The 17,714-nt window shown below is 38.0% G+C and carries 19 protein-coding genes and 2 pseudogenes; 7 read left to right on the top strand and 14 right to left on the bottom strand.

What is annotated here, in order from left to right; all coding sequences use genetic code 11:
• Positions 1-39: 39 nt before the first annotated feature.
• Both AMDU4_RS00245 and AMDU4_RS00240 read left to right on the top strand, forming a co-directional pair.
• A complete protein-coding gene (locus AMDU4_RS00245; protein WP_021785996.1) occupies positions 40-696 on the top strand; it encodes a chlorite dismutase family protein in 657 nt (218 codons plus the stop codon).
• 1 nt (position 697) lies between these two features.
• On the top strand, positions 698-1,054 hold the full coding sequence (locus tag AMDU4_RS00240; protein WP_021785995.1) for a rhodanese-like domain-containing protein: 357 nt from the start codon (positions 698-700) through the stop codon (positions 1,052-1,054).
• A gap of 1 nt (position 1,055) precedes the next feature.
• Here the strand turns inward: AMDU4_RS00240 and AMDU4_RS00235 are convergent, their stop codons facing one another.
• Positions 1,056-1,286 carry a 30S ribosomal protein S17e gene (locus AMDU4_RS00235; protein ID WP_021785994.1) on the bottom strand — a complete coding sequence of 77 codons (231 nt, stop codon included), beginning with the start codon at positions 1,284-1,286 and terminating at the stop codon, positions 1,056-1,058.
• A 169-nt stretch (positions 1,287-1,455) separates the two neighbouring features.
• Positions 1,456-1,893, bottom strand: coding sequence for a universal stress protein (locus AMDU4_RS00230; protein WP_021785993.1), 438 nt, complete (start codon positions 1,891-1,893; stop codon positions 1,456-1,458).
• A 165-nt stretch (positions 1,894-2,058) separates the two neighbouring features.
• Here AMDU4_RS00230 and AMDU4_RS14040 point away from each other — a divergent pair, with 165 nt between their 5' ends.
• Together AMDU4_RS14040 and AMDU4_RS00225 are read left to right on the top strand one after the other, a co-directional pair.
• On the top strand, positions 2,059-2,166 hold the full coding sequence (locus AMDU4_RS14040) for a 50S ribosomal protein L41e (protein ID WP_081142907.1): 108 nt from the start codon (positions 2,059-2,061) through the stop codon (positions 2,164-2,166).
• Between the two features lie 124 nt (positions 2,167-2,290).
• Positions 2,291-2,887, top strand: a complete 597-nt coding sequence (locus AMDU4_RS00225) for a hypothetical protein (RefSeq protein WP_021785991.1) — start codon at positions 2,291-2,293, stop codon at positions 2,885-2,887.
• On the opposite strand, the pseudogene AMDU4_RS00220 reads toward AMDU4_RS00225, so the two are convergent.
• Positions 2,882-4,247 (bottom strand): annotated as a pseudogene (locus AMDU4_RS00220) (MFS transporter). The gene AMDU4_RS00225 and the pseudogene AMDU4_RS00220 overlap by 6 nt on opposite strands.
• An 873-nt stretch (positions 4,248-5,120) precedes the next feature.
• On the opposite strand from AMDU4_RS00220, the gene AMDU4_RS00215 reads away from it, so the two are divergent.
• The gene (locus AMDU4_RS00215) at positions 5,121-6,500 is read left to right on the top strand and encodes a glutamate decarboxylase (RefSeq protein ID WP_021785988.1); all 1,380 of its coding nucleotides are present in this window, start codon (positions 5,121-5,123) and stop codon (positions 6,498-6,500) included.
• A 5-nt stretch (positions 6,501-6,505) separates the two neighbouring features.
• Here the strand turns inward: AMDU4_RS00215 and hisIE are convergent, their stop codons facing one another.
• From hisIE to AMDU4_RS00170, 8 genes and pseudogenes are all read right to left on the bottom strand, one after another.
• Positions 6,506-7,117: a bifunctional phosphoribosyl-AMP cyclohydrolase/phosphoribosyl-ATP diphosphatase HisIE gene (hisIE, locus tag AMDU4_RS00210; RefSeq protein WP_021785987.1), complete on the bottom strand. Its 612-nt coding sequence runs from the start codon at positions 7,115-7,117 to the stop codon at positions 6,506-6,508.
• The gene (gene hisF, locus AMDU4_RS00205) at positions 7,104-7,856 is read right to left on the bottom strand and encodes an imidazole glycerol phosphate synthase subunit HisF (RefSeq protein ID WP_021785986.1); all 753 of its coding nucleotides are present in this window, start codon (positions 7,854-7,856) and stop codon (positions 7,104-7,106) included. The genes hisIE and hisF overlap by 14 nt, the downstream gene beginning before the upstream one ends.
• Positions 7,838-8,527: a HisA/HisF-related TIM barrel protein gene (locus tag AMDU4_RS00200; RefSeq protein ID WP_021785985.1), complete on the bottom strand. Its 690-nt coding sequence runs from the start codon at positions 8,525-8,527 to the stop codon at positions 7,838-7,840. The genes hisF and AMDU4_RS00200 overlap by 19 nt, the downstream gene beginning before the upstream one ends.
• Positions 8,524-9,094: pseudogene (gene hisH / locus AMDU4_RS00195) on the bottom strand (imidazole glycerol phosphate synthase subunit HisH). The gene AMDU4_RS00200 and the pseudogene hisH overlap by 4 nt, the downstream one beginning before the upstream one ends.
• Positions 9,091-9,621 carry an imidazoleglycerol-phosphate dehydratase HisB gene (hisB, locus tag AMDU4_RS00185; protein WP_021785982.1) on the bottom strand — a complete coding sequence of 177 codons (531 nt, stop codon included), beginning with the start codon at positions 9,619-9,621 and terminating at the stop codon, positions 9,091-9,093. Before hisB ends, hisH begins: the two are co-directional and overlap by 4 nt.
• Entirely contained in the window at positions 9,618-10,745 is a 1,128-nt protein-coding gene (hisD, locus tag AMDU4_RS00180; protein ID WP_021785981.1) for a histidinol dehydrogenase, read from the bottom strand. Before hisD ends, hisB begins: the two co-directional genes overlap by 4 nt.
• Positions 10,708-11,340, bottom strand: a complete 633-nt coding sequence (gene hisG / locus AMDU4_RS00175; protein WP_021785980.1) for an ATP phosphoribosyltransferase — start codon at positions 11,338-11,340, stop codon at positions 10,708-10,710. Before hisG ends, hisD begins: the two co-directional genes overlap by 38 nt.
• Positions 11,337-12,152 carry an ATP phosphoribosyltransferase regulatory subunit gene (locus AMDU4_RS00170; RefSeq protein ID WP_021785979.1) on the bottom strand — a complete coding sequence of 272 codons (816 nt, stop codon included), beginning with the start codon at positions 12,150-12,152 and terminating at the stop codon, positions 11,337-11,339. Before AMDU4_RS00170 ends, hisG begins: the two co-directional genes overlap by 4 nt.
• A 564-nt stretch (positions 12,153-12,716) precedes the next feature.
• Here AMDU4_RS00170 and AMDU4_RS00165 point away from each other — a divergent pair.
• A complete protein-coding gene (locus tag AMDU4_RS00165) occupies positions 12,717-13,175 on the top strand; it encodes a hypothetical protein (protein WP_290703744.1) in 459 nt (152 codons plus the stop codon).
• Between the two features lie 290 nt (positions 13,176-13,465).
• On the opposite strand, the gene AMDU4_RS00160 is transcribed toward AMDU4_RS00165, so the two are convergent.
• Positions 13,466-14,506 (bottom strand): SIS domain-containing protein, encoded by a 1,041-nt coding sequence (locus tag AMDU4_RS00160; protein WP_290703741.1) that lies wholly within the window; start codon positions 14,504-14,506, stop codon positions 13,466-13,468.
• A 108-nt stretch (positions 14,507-14,614) separates the two neighbouring features.
• Between AMDU4_RS00160 and AMDU4_RS00155 the strand changes: the two genes are divergently transcribed.
• Complete coding sequence (locus AMDU4_RS00155; protein WP_021785976.1) at positions 14,615-15,526, top strand: alpha/beta hydrolase; 912 nt, start codon at positions 14,615-14,617, stop codon at positions 15,524-15,526.
• Here AMDU4_RS00155 and AMDU4_RS00150 read toward each other — a convergent pair.
• Both AMDU4_RS00150 and AMDU4_RS00145 read right to left on the bottom strand, forming a co-directional pair.
• Positions 15,521-15,988 carry an AAA-associated domain-containing protein gene (locus AMDU4_RS00150; protein WP_021785975.1) on the bottom strand — a complete coding sequence of 156 codons (468 nt, stop codon included), beginning with the start codon at positions 15,986-15,988 and terminating at the stop codon, positions 15,521-15,523. The two genes, AMDU4_RS00155 and AMDU4_RS00150, sit on opposite strands and share 6 nt — an antisense overlap.
• A gap of 94 nt (positions 15,989-16,082) precedes the next feature.
• On the bottom strand, positions 16,083-17,705 hold the full coding sequence (locus AMDU4_RS00145; RefSeq protein WP_021785974.1) for an ABC transporter permease subunit: 1,623 nt from the start codon (positions 17,703-17,705) through the stop codon (positions 16,083-16,085).
• Positions 17,706-17,714: the final 9 nt, after the last annotated feature.

The following is a 17,714-nucleotide window of genomic DNA, read 5'->3' as shown; positions in this document are numbered from 1 at the left end:
AAAGTTATATCTCTTAAATATATTATAAAAAGAAAGAGTATGACAATATATATGTACGTTCTTGCGTATAAAATGAATGGAAGATTTTGGGCACTTCCAGAGGAAGAAAAGGAAAAGATAAACAGCAATATTATCAGTTTCGTTGGTGAATTGAAACAAGATCTTATTAGCATAAAATATTACAAATCAATCAGGCATGACAATGATATTCTTTTCTGGTCAGCCTCAGAATCACCACTTATCCTGGAAAAACTGAAAGAAGGTATAAACTCTGCAATAGGAATTTACGGGAAAAGTGAATACAGTATGTTCTCACTCTATGAGCATTCTCCATATACAAATGCAAAAAATAGCCTGGAGGATACACTAAAAACAGAACCGAAAAAATATTTTGTTGCTTACCCGATGAGCAAAGACAGAGAATGGTACCTTATTAACTATGAAGAGCGGAGAAAGATACTTGCAGGGCATATAGGAACTGCAAGAAGTGACAAAGAAAGCCCGGGAATAGTTTCTTACACAACATACTCCTTTGGACTGGGAGATCAAGAATTTGTCGTACTTTATGAGCTTGATGACCTCGCTGCATGGTCACACGTCACAGAAAAATTACGTGAGGTAATGGCTAGAAAATGGATAATCAACGAATCGCCCATATTCGTTGGAATATACAACGGGGATAAACTGGTGGTTTAATATGCCCATAAAAAACTATTTCAGGGGATTAGATTATTTCAGTCAGCCTCTGGAGCTGGAAGATCTAACGCCAGACAAACTTCTGAACCTTAAGGATAAATATGCCCTGATCGATGTCAGAACAGGCTTTGAATACAGGCATGGCCATATAAAAGGTGCAGTACACTACAAACTGGGTGAAGAGGATATGATAGAAAAGAAATTTCCAAAGGAGGATCCCATAATTCTCATATGCAAAACAGGACACAGGAGCCGTGCAGCAGCAAACAGACTTGTAAGGCTCGGGTATAAAAAATTATATCACCTTGAAGGTGGCATGAACAGATGGAGAAAAGAAAAATTCCCTGAGGAAAAATAATTTATGCGAGTCCTAGCTGTTCCAGTTCATTCTTTTCCTTAGATTTCTTTTTCAAAATATATCTTGTTATATAACCGGCAATAGCATTTGCCGTTTTTTTGGTCACAGTTTTCTCTATGAAACTGTGTAAAATTTCCTTATTGTGATTGAAATCCTCATTGAAAAGATCCTTGTTATTATCAACTAATTCTTCTGCTATTCTTTTTATGTTAGACGGCCTTATACTTCCCATTGGCACATTATTTTATAAGCATATATAAATCATTTCATTTACGCAATGCCATTTAAGATAACATAGATTTGATGGAAAATATTAGATAAATTTCTGAAATACAATAAATGAGATCTGCCAATTATATGTCAGAGGTTAAAAACTTAAACCAATTTAATATAAAAAATAATTATTCTTTAGGAGGTACAACGGTTACAGGTATGTCAGAATGGGCAATAATCCCTGAGCTGACTGATCCCAGTATAAGTTTGCTGAATCCACGTAACTTCCTTGTTCCTGTGACTATTAAATCAACTCCTTTTTCCCTGGCGGTGGTCAATACTATTTTTGGTATGTCCTCACCGTTTGAACTTATCTTAATTAGTTCATATTTTGCATCCTCTGTGTCCAGAATCTTCTTAGCCTTTTCAAGGATTTGATTCGCTGTTTTATCCTGGCCTTCATATACAGATTGAGGAATATAGGAATCAAAACTTGCACTTATCCCAACTATGGTAGGTATCACATAAACAATATAATATTCTTCTGTGGTGCATTTCAATCCAAGAGCGTACTTAAGTGCTTCTCTGGCCCCTCCCGACCCATCATATGATACTAAAATTTTCATATAAAATAATATGGTAAGACTATTTAAAGTTATTTAATAATGATGTTGCATATATTGAAACAGTGAAATTATACCATGTTTAACCATAAATAAAGGCTTAACAATAAAATAGGTATTTATATTAAAAAATAATACCAAATATACATTTATATTTGAGGTGACATATTGAAACGAAGTTCAAGAGACTGGAAGAAAAAAGGAAACATGCGTTGGAAATGGAGAAAAAAGAAAATAAGAAGATTAAAGAGAGCAAGAAGGGCAAGCAAGCAGTAAACCATAGATTTTTCTATGGTGGCTTTCACATTGTATCAATGCCAGTTTTTAGAGTAAAGTCATATATTTTCGTTAAGGAAATGTTATAAAGTTTTTATATGGAACTGATATATTCTCATTATCCATGAAACCAAAAGTATCAACATCAAATTATACCGCACTTCTAAAATCAAATTTAGCCCAGGCCATCAAGGTTCTTTATAACACAAGAAAAACAACATATTATCCTGCAAATAGAGATTACCCCAAATTAAACGAGGCCCTTGAAATTTTTAAATCCAATATAAGTGACCTTGAAACTAAGGGTGCAATGATAACTATGAATTTTAATGGAAGTTTCATATACAAAAAACTTGATGCAGCCAGAAAGGACAGCCTTCTTAATTTCCTTGACTTTCTTCTTATAATTCCACCACCAAAATTTTCCATAAGGAAAATCAGAAAAAATGCTATAATAAATGAAATAACAGTACCGAGGCTTTCATCAATTCTAGACGCATTGCTACACTTTAAATTCCCCAGATACTGGATAGACAAACAGGATGAGTATGAATCTATTGCCATTGCCATCATGGAAATAATAGAGGAGAACGCGGAAAACATGGAGGTGGCGGAATCAATATGGAGACTAAATAATAATATACCTGAAAAAAATTATGAAGCTATAAATAATTATAAAAATAAAATAAAAGAATGGTTATCTATGGGATTAATCCTATGATCGACCCTTTTTAATTTCTGGCATCACCAGTTTTGGCATCCAGTTAACATGCTTGTATGATGCCACCGCAATTTCTTCAAGAGTTAGTCCCTTAGTTTCCGGTGTGAAGAATATGGTAAACACGAATGCAAGTCCCATTAAACCCAGCAGTACGAAGAAAAAGGATGATCTGCCTATTGTGCTGGTTATAAATGGAAACATGAAGGCAGAAAGAAATGCCGCTATCCTTGTTACGCCAGTGGCTCCACCCATTGATGATGCCCGTAGTTTTGTTGGGAGCAATTCTATAGCATAAAGCCCCATAGTATTTCCTGGTCCTAGATTACCTATTCCATAGTCAATTACAAATGCCACTATGCCGACTACTATTCCCACACTTGCAACTGCAGCTTGATGCAGCGAAAAACATGGCCATGCCTATTGCCATTCCACCAAAACCGATGGCCTGAAGTGGCCTTCTCCCTACCCGGTCATTAAGGAAAACTGACCCGAGAGCTCCTAGGAATCCCACAGGCATGTAGAATATAAATGAAAACATAAGGGAAGAACTTCCCGATATTCCAAGTGAAGTCAATATTATGGGTGAATAGAGTCCTATACCGTAGGCTGCAAGATCGTAGAGTATCCACTGGAACCACACTATTGCTGTACGTTTCCCATATTCGCCCTTGAATAGTGCTGTAAAGGAACCGGCGGCAAAATTTTCTTCCTTTTCCCTTTCGGCAATTATTGCCTTTATGTCGGCCTTGGTAATTCCTATCTTTTCCGATATTGTGTTCAAGTTTTTTTCAGAAATTTTTGATTTTCCTGGTTCCATTATGTTCCATCTCACTGACTCTGGCATTTTTGTTCTCAGGATTATTGTAACTACTGCAGGAATTGCACCAATTGCCAGTGTCCATCTCCACCCAGTTAAAGGATTTATTAGATAAAACACATAACCGATTAAGAATGCTACCCCAGCACCAACGCTCCAGAAAGTCCAGACCCAGCCATATCCAGCACCCCTCTTTTTGTTCGGGTACATTTCAGTGGTGTATACAGGGCTTAATGCATAATCCGCTCCTACTCCCCATCCCACGAAGAACCTGAATATTATCATTTCATAGATATTCGTAGATACTGCCGAAAGTATGGCAAAAACGGCAAAGAATATCAAATCGAATATATACAGATACCTTCTGCCAATATTATCAGCAAAATGCCCAAAAAGAACTGCACCAACAAATGCGCCAAGAAGTGCTGATCCTGTAACGAAAGATTCGGTAAATGCACTGTACTGGAATATTTTATAGGTAACCAGCACAAGGGTAAATACAGATATCACACTCAGATCGTAACCATCTAAAAAATAACCCATTGCAGACAGAGTTGTAATGACTGACCTGCCAGGAATTTTAACCTGATTTTCCGATTCATTAGCTGTCATCCAACATTTAGTTAATTGTATGATATAAATTCATCTATATATCACGTAACACCCACTTATTTCTATATATATCTGTCATGTTTTATTGAAAAACAATTAACCATGCCAGTCAACTGCTCCGAGCTAAAAAGTAATTAAAAATATTTGCACCCACCATCAATCCTTCACCATTCAGGGCTTAAAAAACCTTCTAAAAGGATAACAGATCAGCCCTAGTATAGAATGTTGGGAAAATCCATACGGGGACGAGATGAAAGGGAGAGTATGGGACTTCCCCCTTCTAATTTTATATTGCTTTAAAATATATGTTTTCTATTGAAGAATATATTCTATATAAGGAAAATTGTATAATTATGTGACCTGTAATAGGATTATATATATTGAGATCGCCATTTATGAGCCCAGAATAGACAGGGAGACTGGTGTATTGGAAATCACTGGAAAACGGAAACATAGACTATATAGTATAAAAGAGTTAATTTGAATTGGACTTATGACATCAATGTTTTTGCACAGTTCAGAGTTTTTAAGTATGAATTCAGATAGATAAAGAAACAGAGAATAATAGAGTTATATGACAGACCTGCGATCTCAGATGATCTGGGAATCAGATTTGAATTTCTTTCAGGAAGGATACTTTCCATAAAATCTGGGAGCTATATCAGCGGTGTTTATTGTGGCAAGTATTCACATTCCAGGCAGGCCATGCATACTGATATCAGGAAAGCACGATTTTTTCTTCTTGGAACAATAAATAGACAGCTAAACAGAATACTGTTTTATAGTATCCCCTTATTCATTACTATGGTAGCAAAGAAAATGAATCCAGAAAAGAAAGTGTATGGAACGTACAGCAACAGGGATTTCAATAAGCCAATACCGGAATTTGCATTTCAGGAGGAGGGGATGGCTGCCAGGGCCGCCTATGAGATGATACATGAGGAATTAAAGCTAGATGGTACACCGGAATTAAATCTTGCAACATTTGTTACAACATACATGGAACCAGAGGCAAAGAAGCTGTACATGGAAAATGCCCATAAAAATTTCATAGACAGTTTTGAATATCCGCAGATCAAAAAGGAAGAGACAAGAATTGTGAATATACTTTCAAGACTTTTTAATGCCCCGGAAAGCAGTAACTTTGCAGGAACATCCACCATTGGGTCCTCAGAATCTATCATGCTGGCACTACTTGCACACAAATGGAACTGGAAGTCAAAAATGCAGGCACAGAAAAAGGATATATCAAAGCCAAACATTGTATTCGGTGCTGATACCCATGTGGTATGGGACAAATTTGCCAGATATTTTGATGTTGAACCAAGGGTTATTCCTATTGATTCAACCACAATGGTGGTAAATCCCGAAAAACTTGTGAAAAATGTTGATGAGAATACAATAGCCGTAGGTGCTGTATTGGGAACAACGTTTACAGGTGCATTTAATGATGTAAAGAAAATAAATTCCCTGCTTGAGAAATTGAAATCAGAAAAGGGCCTGGATGTGCCCATACATGTAGATGCTGCCAGTGCAGGCTTTATAACACCTTTCATAGAACCAGACTTAGAGTGGGATTTCCGGCTCAGCCATGTGAAATCAATAAATGTTTCAGGGCATAAATTCGGGCTTGTATACCCGGGAATAGGCTGGCTCCTGTTTAAGGATAGTTCAGATTTGCCTGATGACCTTGTTTTCTATGTAAATTATCTGGGAAATGACATGCCAACATACACATTGAATTTTTCAAAAAGTGCAGCAAACATTGCACCACAGTACTATAATATTATCAGGCTCGGAAAATCTGGATACAGAAACATAGCTGATAATATGATGTCAAATGCCAGGTATCTTGCCGACAGGATAGCAGAGATACCAAATATGGAGGTTGTAAGCCGGGCTGACCATATACCGGTTGTCACATTCAAACAGAAGGAAAAAGGTAAGTATAGCCTCTTTGACCTTTCTGCGGCTGTAAGAAGTTTCGGATGGATAGTACCGGCCTATTCCCTGCCACATAATGCCCAGGATACTGTGCTCATGAGAGTTGTGGTGAGGGAAAGCTTTAGCAGGGACCTTGCAGACCTGTTCCTTGAAAACCTGAAGGAGGCTATGAATAATTTATCTGGAAGTAAGATAAAAGGTTCAGGTATATCAAGCCGCAAAGGACACGCCGTTTCCTGATCCTCTTATTTTTTTCTCCTTTTGGAAAGTTCGTTCATTATATCTGAAAGTTTTATTTGCTCAAATGAGAGGTATACAAGCAGATGGTAAAACAGGTCTGCAGTTTCATAAATAATCCGATCCCTACCCTGGGCAAGTATTGCCTCTACAGCTTCCTCACCTACCTTCTTCTTTATATTTTCTTCACCAGATTCGAAAAGTTCAGTTGTATATGAATTCTGCCTGGGGTTTTTCCTTGTTTTATCAATTAATGATTCCAGTTCCAGAAGAACTTCCATAGAATAGTCTATATCACTTCTCCCTGCAGGTTTCCCTAATTCTCTGAAGCAGCTTTTTGTTCCGAGGTGACATGCTGGGCCTTTCTGCCCTACCAGAAACAGAAGTGAATCACCATCGCAGTCTATCATGATATCCTTTATTTCCTGTATATTGCCACTTGCCTCCCCCTTCATCCTTATCCGCTGCTTGCTCCTCGAGTAATAGTGCATAAGTCCCGTTTCTATACTTTTCCTGTAGGCTTCTTCATTCATGTAGCCAAGAGTTAAAACTTCCATAGTTTCAAAATCCTGTACAACTACGGGCATAATGCCCTCAAATTTTAAATCATAACCTGACATTTATACCATTCTCCTTAAGATATGCCTTGATGTCATTTGCCGTATATTTTCCCTCATGGAATATTGACGCCGCAAGTGCTCCATCTGCTCCCGCCCGGAATGCTTTCATGAAATCCTCAGGAGAACCTGCGCCACCAGAGGCAATAACCGGTATGTTTACCATTCCTGTTATTTTTTCAATAAGTGCAGTATCAAAACCGTTCTTGGTACCGTCTGTGTTAATGGAAGTGACAAGGAGTTCCCCTGCACCAAGGCTTTCTGCTTTTTGTGCCCAGGTAACTGTATCCATTCCTGTGTTTACGGTACCTCCATGAGTGTATACATAGTATCCATCCTTAGTGCGGCCTGAATCTATGGCTATGACAGTATTGGCACTTCCTATCATATCTGATATTTTTTGAATTATTTCAGGATGTTCCACTGCATATGTATTTATGAATATACGATCAGCCCCATTCCTGATTATGCTTACCATATCATCTATATTTTTGAGCCCTCCGCCCACAGTAAAGGGTATGTATATCTCAGATGCAACTTTTCTAGCAAGGCTGGACAAGATGCTTCGATGTTCATTTGTTGCCCTTATGTCAAGAAAGACAAGTTCATCTATGCCCTCTGATTCATAACGTTTTGCCAGCAGGACAGGGTCACCTGAGTCATGGATGTTCTCAAATTTTATTCCCTTTACAACTCTCCCGCCTGCGATGTCCAGTGCACCTATTATTCTCTTTGCAAGCATTTTAATTCCTCCATACCTATATTTCCGTTGTATAGCGCTTTTCCTATTATGGCACCGTTAAATCCTATATTTTCAAGTTTCTTTAAATCCTCAATAGAGTTTACACCACCTGCGTAGATAAAGTAGCCATCGTCCCAGAATTTTTCAATGGTGCTTATATGACCGGTACCGTCACTATTTATTGAGGTAAAAATGAAACGGTTTGCAATACCCTGGACTTCCCCATAGAACTTTTTGTATGTGATTTTTGTTCCATTTGCCCATCCATTGTATTTTATGTAGCCATTATATGCATCTATACTGATTGTTATATTTTTATATTTTTCCGCAGCCTCTTCAAGAATCTTTCTGTCAAGGGATGCTGTTCCTAAAATAATGCTATCTACACCCATCTTATAACCTGAATCAATGGATTCCATTGTCCTGAATCCTCCGCCGACCTGCATAAATGATTTTACATTTTTTCTGATATTTTTAATAGCATTCCTGTTTGCGGTGTTTCCAGTGAATGCCCCGTTAAGGTCAACTATATGGAGATTCCCTGATATTTCTGAAAAATCTATGGCAAATTTCAGCGGGTCACCGAATGATTCTTTTCTTTTTATATCTCCATTTTCCAGGGATACTGCTTCTCCGTTGTATATATCAATTGCAGGGTATATATCTATCATTTTAATCCCCCGAAGTTCTTCAAAACACGTACTCCGTTCTCCCCGGATTTTTCTGGATGGAACTGGACACCGTAAATATTTCCTTCTCCTATCCCGGAGGCGAATGTATTTCCATACTCAGTTTCCATGATGGTAAATTCATTTTCTGGAACGTAATATGAATGCATAAAATAAAAGAATGAATTGTCCGGTATACCTTTCATGATTAATGATGCTACCTTTAATGATACAGTATTCCACCCCATGTGAGGAGTTTTAACACCTTTAAATTTCTTAACCCGCCCCTTAAGAATTCCTAAACCTTTTCCAGATCCCTCCTCACTGTCCTGGAAGAGCATTTCCAGACCAAGACAAATGCCCAGATAGGGAATTCCGGATTTAATCTTGTCCATTAGCACACCTTTTATAGGTTCTATAATATTTGAAACATACTGGAATGAGCCGACACCGGGGAAAAATTATTTTTTCTGCTTTTGCTATCTCATAGGGATTGCTGGTTATAGTTCCCCCAACAACTCTATTTATATTTGACAGGTTACCTGTATTTATGTCTATTATAGCTATCATAGCATCCCCTTTGTGCTTCTTGTATATTTTGATTCTTCCAGTGCAGTTCCAAGAGATGCTCCCAGTGCCTTAAAAACGTTTTCCGTTATATGGTGCGAATTTATACCACTGAACTTTATTATATGTAGTGTCATGGACATTGTCCTTGCAAGTGCCCACAGGAACTCATAGAGGAGATTCAGTTCAAAGCCTTCAGCATCACGGAACTCTACCTGGAAGTTGAAATATGCCCTTGAAATGTCCAGGGAAACCAGTATAAGTGATTCGTCCATGGGCATTGTTGCGCTTCCGAATCTTTTTATGGGCCTTCCACCAATGGAGGCAGACAGTTCCTGGCCTATTGTGATCCCCAGGTCCTCCCATAGGTGGTGCCTGAGATCAAAGGAACATTTTATCTGTACATTCCTGCCCATGTAGAAGAATAGTGTGCGCATCATATGATCCAGTATGGGATCTCCTGTTTCTATAATGGTATTTCCGGAATCGATATTTACCTCTATTTCTGTTTCCCGTGTATTCCTTATCATGACCTTACCTCCATGGATTTGTAATGAAGAGGCATTCCCTCTATTTTCGCAAGTTCCATTCCAAGTTCACGATCTTTCATAAAATCCTCCCTGGAGACGCTTGCAAAGGATGTTTTTTTCATAAATTCATCCACTGTAAGTGCTGAAGAAAATCTGGAAGTGCCACCAGTTGGCAATAAATGATTAACTCCAAGGAAATAATCGCCGGCAGGTACCGGTGCATACTCTCCAATGTATATGGCTCCTGCATTTTTGATTCTGCTAAATATTTCCATAGGGTTAGATGCCTGTATTTCCATATGTTCGGGGGCTATTTCGTTTGCCTTTGATATGAGTTCATCCATGTTTTTAAAGGCCATTACTTCTATTCTGCCGTTTTCACCTGTAGATGGAACCTTACCGGTGGTCAGTAGCCATGCCTTTGATGTTATGCCATGTTCAAGCTGTGAATTCAGGTCAGCCATTATATATTCATTATTGCCCGTGCCATCTGATATTACCAATACTTCCGATGGACCGTAAAGCCCGTCTATTCCAGTGACTCCGTAAACCTGCCTCTTTGCCTCATTCACGTATGAATTTCCCGGGCCAAATATCTTATCCACTCTCTTCATGCCAATTCCATATGCCATAGATCCAATGGCCTGTATTCCTCCCAGTCTGTAAACTTCCCTGATTCCAAGAATGTCAGCAATGTACAGGGTGTATGGATTTACTTTTCCATTACTTTCTGGTGCAGATGTTATTACAATGTCCTTTACACCTGCTATTTTAGCTGGTATCCCTATCATCATCACAGTGGATGGCAGAGGTTTTTTTCCAGGTATATACATGCCTATACGTTCTATTGGAGTGTATCTTATCCCATATATGGAACCTCTGAAAAAGCGCATTTTATCGTTGCTGTACTGGATAGAATGATTTTCATATATGCGCCTGTAAGTTTTTTCTATTATGCTTTTCTGGTACTCCGGTATTAAGTTCTTTGCCTCAACAATCTCACTTTCAGGAACCCTGAAGGGAGTGCCGTAGCCATCAAATTTCACGGAATATTCAGATACTGCGTCCATTCCTCTGAGTTTAATATCATTCAATATATTTTTTACATACTTTTCCATTTCCATTAAATTCACCTGCCTTTTCAATAAAACTGTTTATTTCCTCATACTTTATTTTCTGAGATACCCTGTTTACAACCACTATTGCTGAAATATCCATTATCTTCCTGATTTCAACTAATTTGTTTTTCCTCATGGTTTCACCTGTCTGGACTATATCAACTATGGCATCTGCAATTCCTGTTTCCGGTGCCAGTTCCAGGGAGCCATTCAATGTTATTATGTTTGCATCTATGCCCATGGATGAAAAATATTTTGACGTTATATTGGGATGTTTTGTTGCTATGTCAAGGCCATCAAGGTCTCTGAGCCTGTATTTCCTCGGTGCTATTATGCTAAGCCTGCATTTCCCAAAATCTAAGGATAATGGTGCAAAAAGGTTACTCCGGCTTTCTGCAAGCGTGTCTGTTCCGCATATGCCTATGTCACCTGCGTATTCTGTATATACAGGTACGTCCCTTGCCCTGGGCAAGATTATCTCATTTCCATCCTGACGGAATATGAGTTTTCTACTGTCATTTATTTCCACTGTTATTCCTGCATTCCGGAGGAATGCGAGAGAATCATCCATCAATCTGCCTCTTGGTATTACGAATTTCATTTTTCCACCCTTTCATGAGAACCATGATATAATTTTGACAGTGCCTGTAAATCAAGGGAAAAACCACATCCCCTGAGATTTTTCATTATATAGTTTCCACCGCCTCCAAGAAATTCCTGCTTTCCATAGATTTCGAATATCAGACCGTTGTAGTATTCCGGCTGCCTTACTGTTCCAAGATCTATAATGATCCGGGGGTCATCAATTCTTTCTATTATACTGTCGAGCTTATCTATTCCACTTTTCCTGGTTCTAGTATCCATGATCTGAAGAAGCTTATCCTTGTCATCTATTTCCATATCCTGTATCTGCGGATAGTTTCTGCTTTTCACAGCCCTTATGAGGTGTTGCCCATCCTTTTTCCGCACATAGGAATCGAAAATTCCCGTCAGGCTTATATCTATATTATAATTTTTAATCCCGAGATTATCAAGAATTTTTATTGCCATCCTTAGTATTTCTATGTTGGTTTCATCCTCGTCCCCGCCCATAATCTCGGAACCTGCCTTCAAAGATTCGTTCAGATACTCATCACTCTGCTGTGAAATATAATAAATTTTGGAGTTTTCTGTGATATGCCTGTTCATGAGCCTGAGTGTTATGTCTGGTTCTAAAACAAATATTTTATTTCTGTAAATAAATCTAAAACCATCTACTTTGTCCGATTTCAGGAATGCTGGGGGAAATATCTCCGTATATCCAGAATCGTGGAAAGATTCCCTTATGGAATAGGCAATCTCACTTAATTTCCTGTCTACCATTCTCAAGATAACCACGGCTGAATAAAGTACTGGATGGCAGACTATCAACATTGGTTATCCTGCTATGATGATGTATATGTACAGCTATCTTCGAAAAAGCACTATAGCTGGCTATGCGTCTTATATACATCCCTGTTGCCATAAAACATTTATTGTAATATCATATATAATAATTATTGATAAAATTTATGTTTAGAATATTAATTTTAATATTATACACATCTAAGCCACCCAGCAATACTGCAATATATAGTTTTCTCAGTGCCATGTTAATAAGGCCATTAACCGTAATTAATTGTAATATCAGCAATCCATAATGTTGTCTATTGAGCAGTTACATATACAATGATACTATTAAATTATCTATTCCTATTGACCTATTATAAACCCCTATTATATCCCATGGAAATCGCTTTCCATTTCCCATAGCAGGGAAAAATCAACAGGAAATCGCACCACTGCACTCTTTTATCGAAAAAAAATAGCCGCCGAATTCAATGCCTCGGCTTGCGGTAATTAGCTTAATGACGGTATCATCGCTACAAGAAATATTAATATTCGGACATAATTATGTACACAACTCAAATCTTAATACCACACAGCAGATTACTTTATATGACTGAATATAAGAATAAAATATTGTACGGCTTAACAGGTGGATATACTCCCATGAAAATTGTAAGGTTTACTGTGGTATTTTTTGCCATACTGGACGCAGCAGCCCATTTGTATGCTCTTCCTGGGGCCGCTCCACTTGTTACCTTTTGGCTTGAGATTGAGGTTTCGGCTTTTATTGTAATTTCTATGGTTTTCCTTTTAGGATTAAAAATATGGTATATTCCCAGTGTAATTTTCACCCTGTTCAATATTTCAGTTTACTTTATTTCAGGAATAACCGCGTTGCCACCAATATCATTTTCACCTCTGGTAGGGCATGTGGAATTTCTCCAGTACTCATTCGGAAGGGCTTTTTCACTAGTCGGATGGTTATATATTATAATAGTTGGCTTAATACTCATACGATATGACAGGGGTTCAAAACTGAATGATCTGATGAGACAGGACCCCAACTAATTTCTTTTTTTGTAAAAATAACATTCTCATTTCTGTTTCCTCCATTTATCAATCTTTTAATCACTTTTCCATTCTTTTTTTGAACAGGGGTCTTCTCTATCTGTTCCGTATCCTTATTTCAAGAGGTCGGTTAAACAGGATCTCAAAATGTGATTTACAGGGCAATATGAACACGTTGTGTTATAATAATTACCACAAACAATTTTTAGATTCAGACCAACATCCTCCACGGTTATAAAAGATGAGCCAAAATCTCGGATCCAATAAAATAAATAATATTTATCAGTGGTTTAATGAGCTCCGGGAGGGAATACTATATCATCAAATTTCCTGTATTTTTCCTCATCGAACCTGAGTAAATCCGGATTCACATTTTGTTCCACTGCCATATAATATGCCAGATAGTAAAGTGGAACCACGTTTAAGATGGCGTTTAAGTATTCATCTCCAATATCTGTAATATCGATACTGTAATCGCCATCTCCATTAATTGTGACCGTCTTTGTTCCAACCACCCGGCATGCCTCCACTATATCATGGGTTCTGGAGCTCACAGTATTACTGTTTATTATGATTACAAGGGATTTTTCATCTATGAGTGATGTGCATCCATGTATGAACTCCTCCAGTTCGATTCCCTCAGCATGTATGTGTGCTGCTTCCTTGATCTTCTGTGCAGCTTCCCTTGCAACAGGCTCCTCTGGTCCAGCTCCCAACACAAATATCCTGTTAACGTATGAAATATCATGGGCGATTTTCTTCATCTTTTCGTCCATTGACACCACAAGGCTCTTCAGGCTCGTTATGATTTTATTAATATCAATGTCCAGATTAACATAATTTGAACCAATGTACATTGCCGCAATAGCATTGTCAAAAAAGGATTTTGTATTGCAAAGGGACTTGTCATCCGCATCAATAACTATGCTTTTATCCGATATGCGCGATATAGGTGTATTGTGGTAATGTGTAATACCAACTATGTATGCAAATTTCTTCTGGTACACCAGCGAGTCTATTGTTGATTTTGTCTTGCCACTGTTTGAAATTCCAACTACGGTACCATGCACTGGTACATAATAGTTCAGAAGTTCAAAGGATTGTACAAAAGCATATTTAGCATTAGTCTTGTAAAGGAATCCAGAACCAATCTGGGCTGCATGGTATGCAGTACCGTTTCCCGTGAACAATAAAGAATCCCTTGATAGGAATGAATAATCTATATTTTCCATTACTTTTTTTGTTATATCCAGCGATTCCGGTGTTTCCCGTATCATATCATACATATAATATGGATGCCCTGTTCTTTTTCCGGGTACTGTATCAGTCATGGGCATATAATGCTGGCAAGCATATATTTATTTTCATTCACCATACGACTTTTAAGCCTGTTCCAGAATGTGCAATACGTTAAAATACTATTATGAATTAAAAGCCCTATGGTAGACCCCGATTTTAAGACTCTGATTGAATTATCAACAAATGCAGGCGATATGACTGCAATTGAACCTGCTATGCTCAGAAATTTCCTGAATGAGAGTTCGGTAAGTTCGCAGGGAGAAAAAATAAAAATCAAGGAAATTAAAGATTATAAAATTAAGCTGGATGGGCGGGTATTAAATGCAAGAATGTATGATGATGCAAACTCAAAATCGGCCATTGTATATTATCACGGCGGTGGCTTTCTTTTCGGCAATATTGAGACCCACGACAATTACTGCCGTTTCCTTGCCAGAGAATCTAAGGTAAAAATTATATCTGTTGAATACAGGCTGGCTCCCGAACATAAGTTTCCTGATGCCTTCAATGATGCCTATGATTCTTTTCAGTATATATACCGAAAGAGAAGGGAATTCGGTATAGAAGGCCATATAGGTGTTGGTGGTGATAGTGCCGGGGCGAATCTTTCAGCTGCACTCTGCCTTAAATGCCGGGATGAAGGAAGTGAAATGCCTGCCATGCAGATACTTTTCTATCCAAGCCTTGCACCTGATAATTTTTCCAGGTCATTTATGGAATATTCAGACAATTATGTCATTACAGGGAAAATGATACAGTTTTTTGGAAGTATGTATTCTAGAGATATGAAAGACCTTATAAATCCTTATTTTTCACCGCTTGTAGCAGATGATTTCTCTAATCTTCCACCGGCAATAATTATAACAAATGAATATGATCCCTTAAGAGACCCGGAGGAAACATATGTTAAAAAACTCAGGCAGGCAGGAGTAAAAGCCGTTGGAATAAGAGGTATAGGGATGATACACGGGTCGGCCACAGATTTTGAGATTTCAGAGGGGGCAAGAAACATTGTCAAGATGGTTGCCAGAATAGTTCCTGACTACCTATGAAATTACCTCAAAACCTTCATCTGTTTTTTTCAGTAACCGTGAATAAATTCCCCATTCAATAAGTATTACTTCAAGGTCATGGTTTCCATCAGGATTGTTGAATGTTGGTACATTGTTTTCCTTTAGTTTGTCTATTATATCCTCGAGGTTAAATGACCTCATAGCAAGGGCAGTTTTAAATGGTTCAATATTCTTTAGTGACTCCCTTATAATCTGCTTTCTTTGATTCATCCCGGATTTTATGTATTCTATTCCCTTCTCCGCCATTGATATGTCCCCTGATTCTGCATTCACCAGGCCAAGATTGGCTGCGGTGTAAACTATTGGCATTAAATCGTCCAGGTCAACCTCCATTTCCTTTTCCAGTTGATATAGGTCAGTTTTTCCTTCAAATATATTGTTAAGTACATAAAGCAATCCCAGCAGGTCGGCTATCCTCGCATCAGGGTCTATTACATCCATAGAGTGTATATATAAACTATATTTATAATGTTAATGTTTTTGAACATATTTTTGATTTTCCAAAATTAATGATTTAAAGAAAAATTTATTTTTCCTAGGCTGCATATATCCCTTCCTCTGCAACGTATTTTTTCTGGGCAAGATCCATCATTTTTCTTGTGAACAGTACGGAGTAAATAGCTACTATTATTCCGAATATAAGGGAGCCCCATGCAGCCACCGCTATATCCCCATTTGCAGTGGCAATATCTATAGTTTTCATTAAGCCCGTATGAATGGAAAGTGAGTGTGTGCCATATATATCCGGCCAGTATTCCCCTATCATAAGTCCACCCCATGCACTGTTTATTGTAGATGATATTCCGCTTATAAGATAGGGAAATGTAGAGGGTATCACTACCTTTCTCATCTTCCGGAAATATCCTAGCTTGAGATTTTTTGTAATTTCCCAGTATTCTGCAGGCATGGCCTTTATACCCATCCAGAATGCATAGAAAACATAATAGAACGTACTCACAAAACCGAGAGACAGAACGTAGATTTCATTGGTAAAACCTCCAAATATGCTCAGCATGAACGGTTCGGTAAGTATGAACAGGAATGGAAAATATATGGGTGCAGGGTAAGCACTCAGGGACTGTATAACAGGTATTGCATATTTCTCTGCCCTTCTGTTTACTGCAAGATAGTACCCAAGGAATATTGCTATTATCATGGACGCTAGAAGTATTAAACCAACCCTGAGGTAATCATATCCAAGCCCAGTAAGCAGGAATGGTGTTTTGCTGAAAAGTACTCCCCATTCAGCAGGTTTAACTGATATTATTAAGGAAACCGCTTCGTAGAGTATTACAGCAAGTATTATTATGCCTATTGTTGCGAATATATACTTATATTGTCTCTGTTTCTTTTCCTTCTTTTCATATGTTTCCTGATGTTTGTCCCCTTCCCTGTATTTATAATACCTGGCCAGCCTTGTAAAGGGATTTTTTGAAAGTACGGCAAAAACCCTTGCCGTTTCTCTTATATTCAGTCTTCCACGCTTCATTACAGGGGCATCTGTATCAAGAGTATATCTCCCCACTGCATATTTGCTGAATTCCCTTAATACGATTACTATTGCTACTATTACTATTCCCAAGATAAGCAGTGCCATTTCTATATTGAAAAGCTCTGCATTGGCCACAAATGTGTCCAGAACTGAACCTATTCCGAATGACTGGTATGTATGGACACCGACCTCAAAAACCTCGCTGACAGTTATATAGAAAAAACCATCGGAAACGCTGGGAAACAGATTTGCAGTAATCCTTGGAACAGAAAATGGTATGTAAAGATATCTCAGTTTGGAGAATAAGCCGAATCCGGAATTTCCAACAACCTCAACCATTTCCCTTGGAACTGTTTTAAAAGCCTGATATTCTCCCATCCATATATTCCAAACCACCGCGGTAAAGACAAGAAAATCTGCCGCCAGTTCAACCCCTAGCGTTCCACCTATTCTTGCTATAAATATTACAAGAACTATAGGAAAAAACGTAATGACCGGAACCGATTCGAATATTTCAATAAGAATTATATATGTATTCTCAAAGAATTTCGATTTTATTGAGGCATAGGCAAGGAACCATCCAGTAATTATGGAAAGTATTATGAGTCCTATTACCCGACCTGCCGTAGCAAGTACAGCCAATATTATTAATATTATTGCATCCATAATTACACC

Source organism: Ferroplasma sp. Type II (assembly GCF_000496155.1).
The sequence above is the reverse complement of the archived record's forward strand: the minus strand, read 5'-3'. Positions and strand labels throughout refer to the sequence as shown.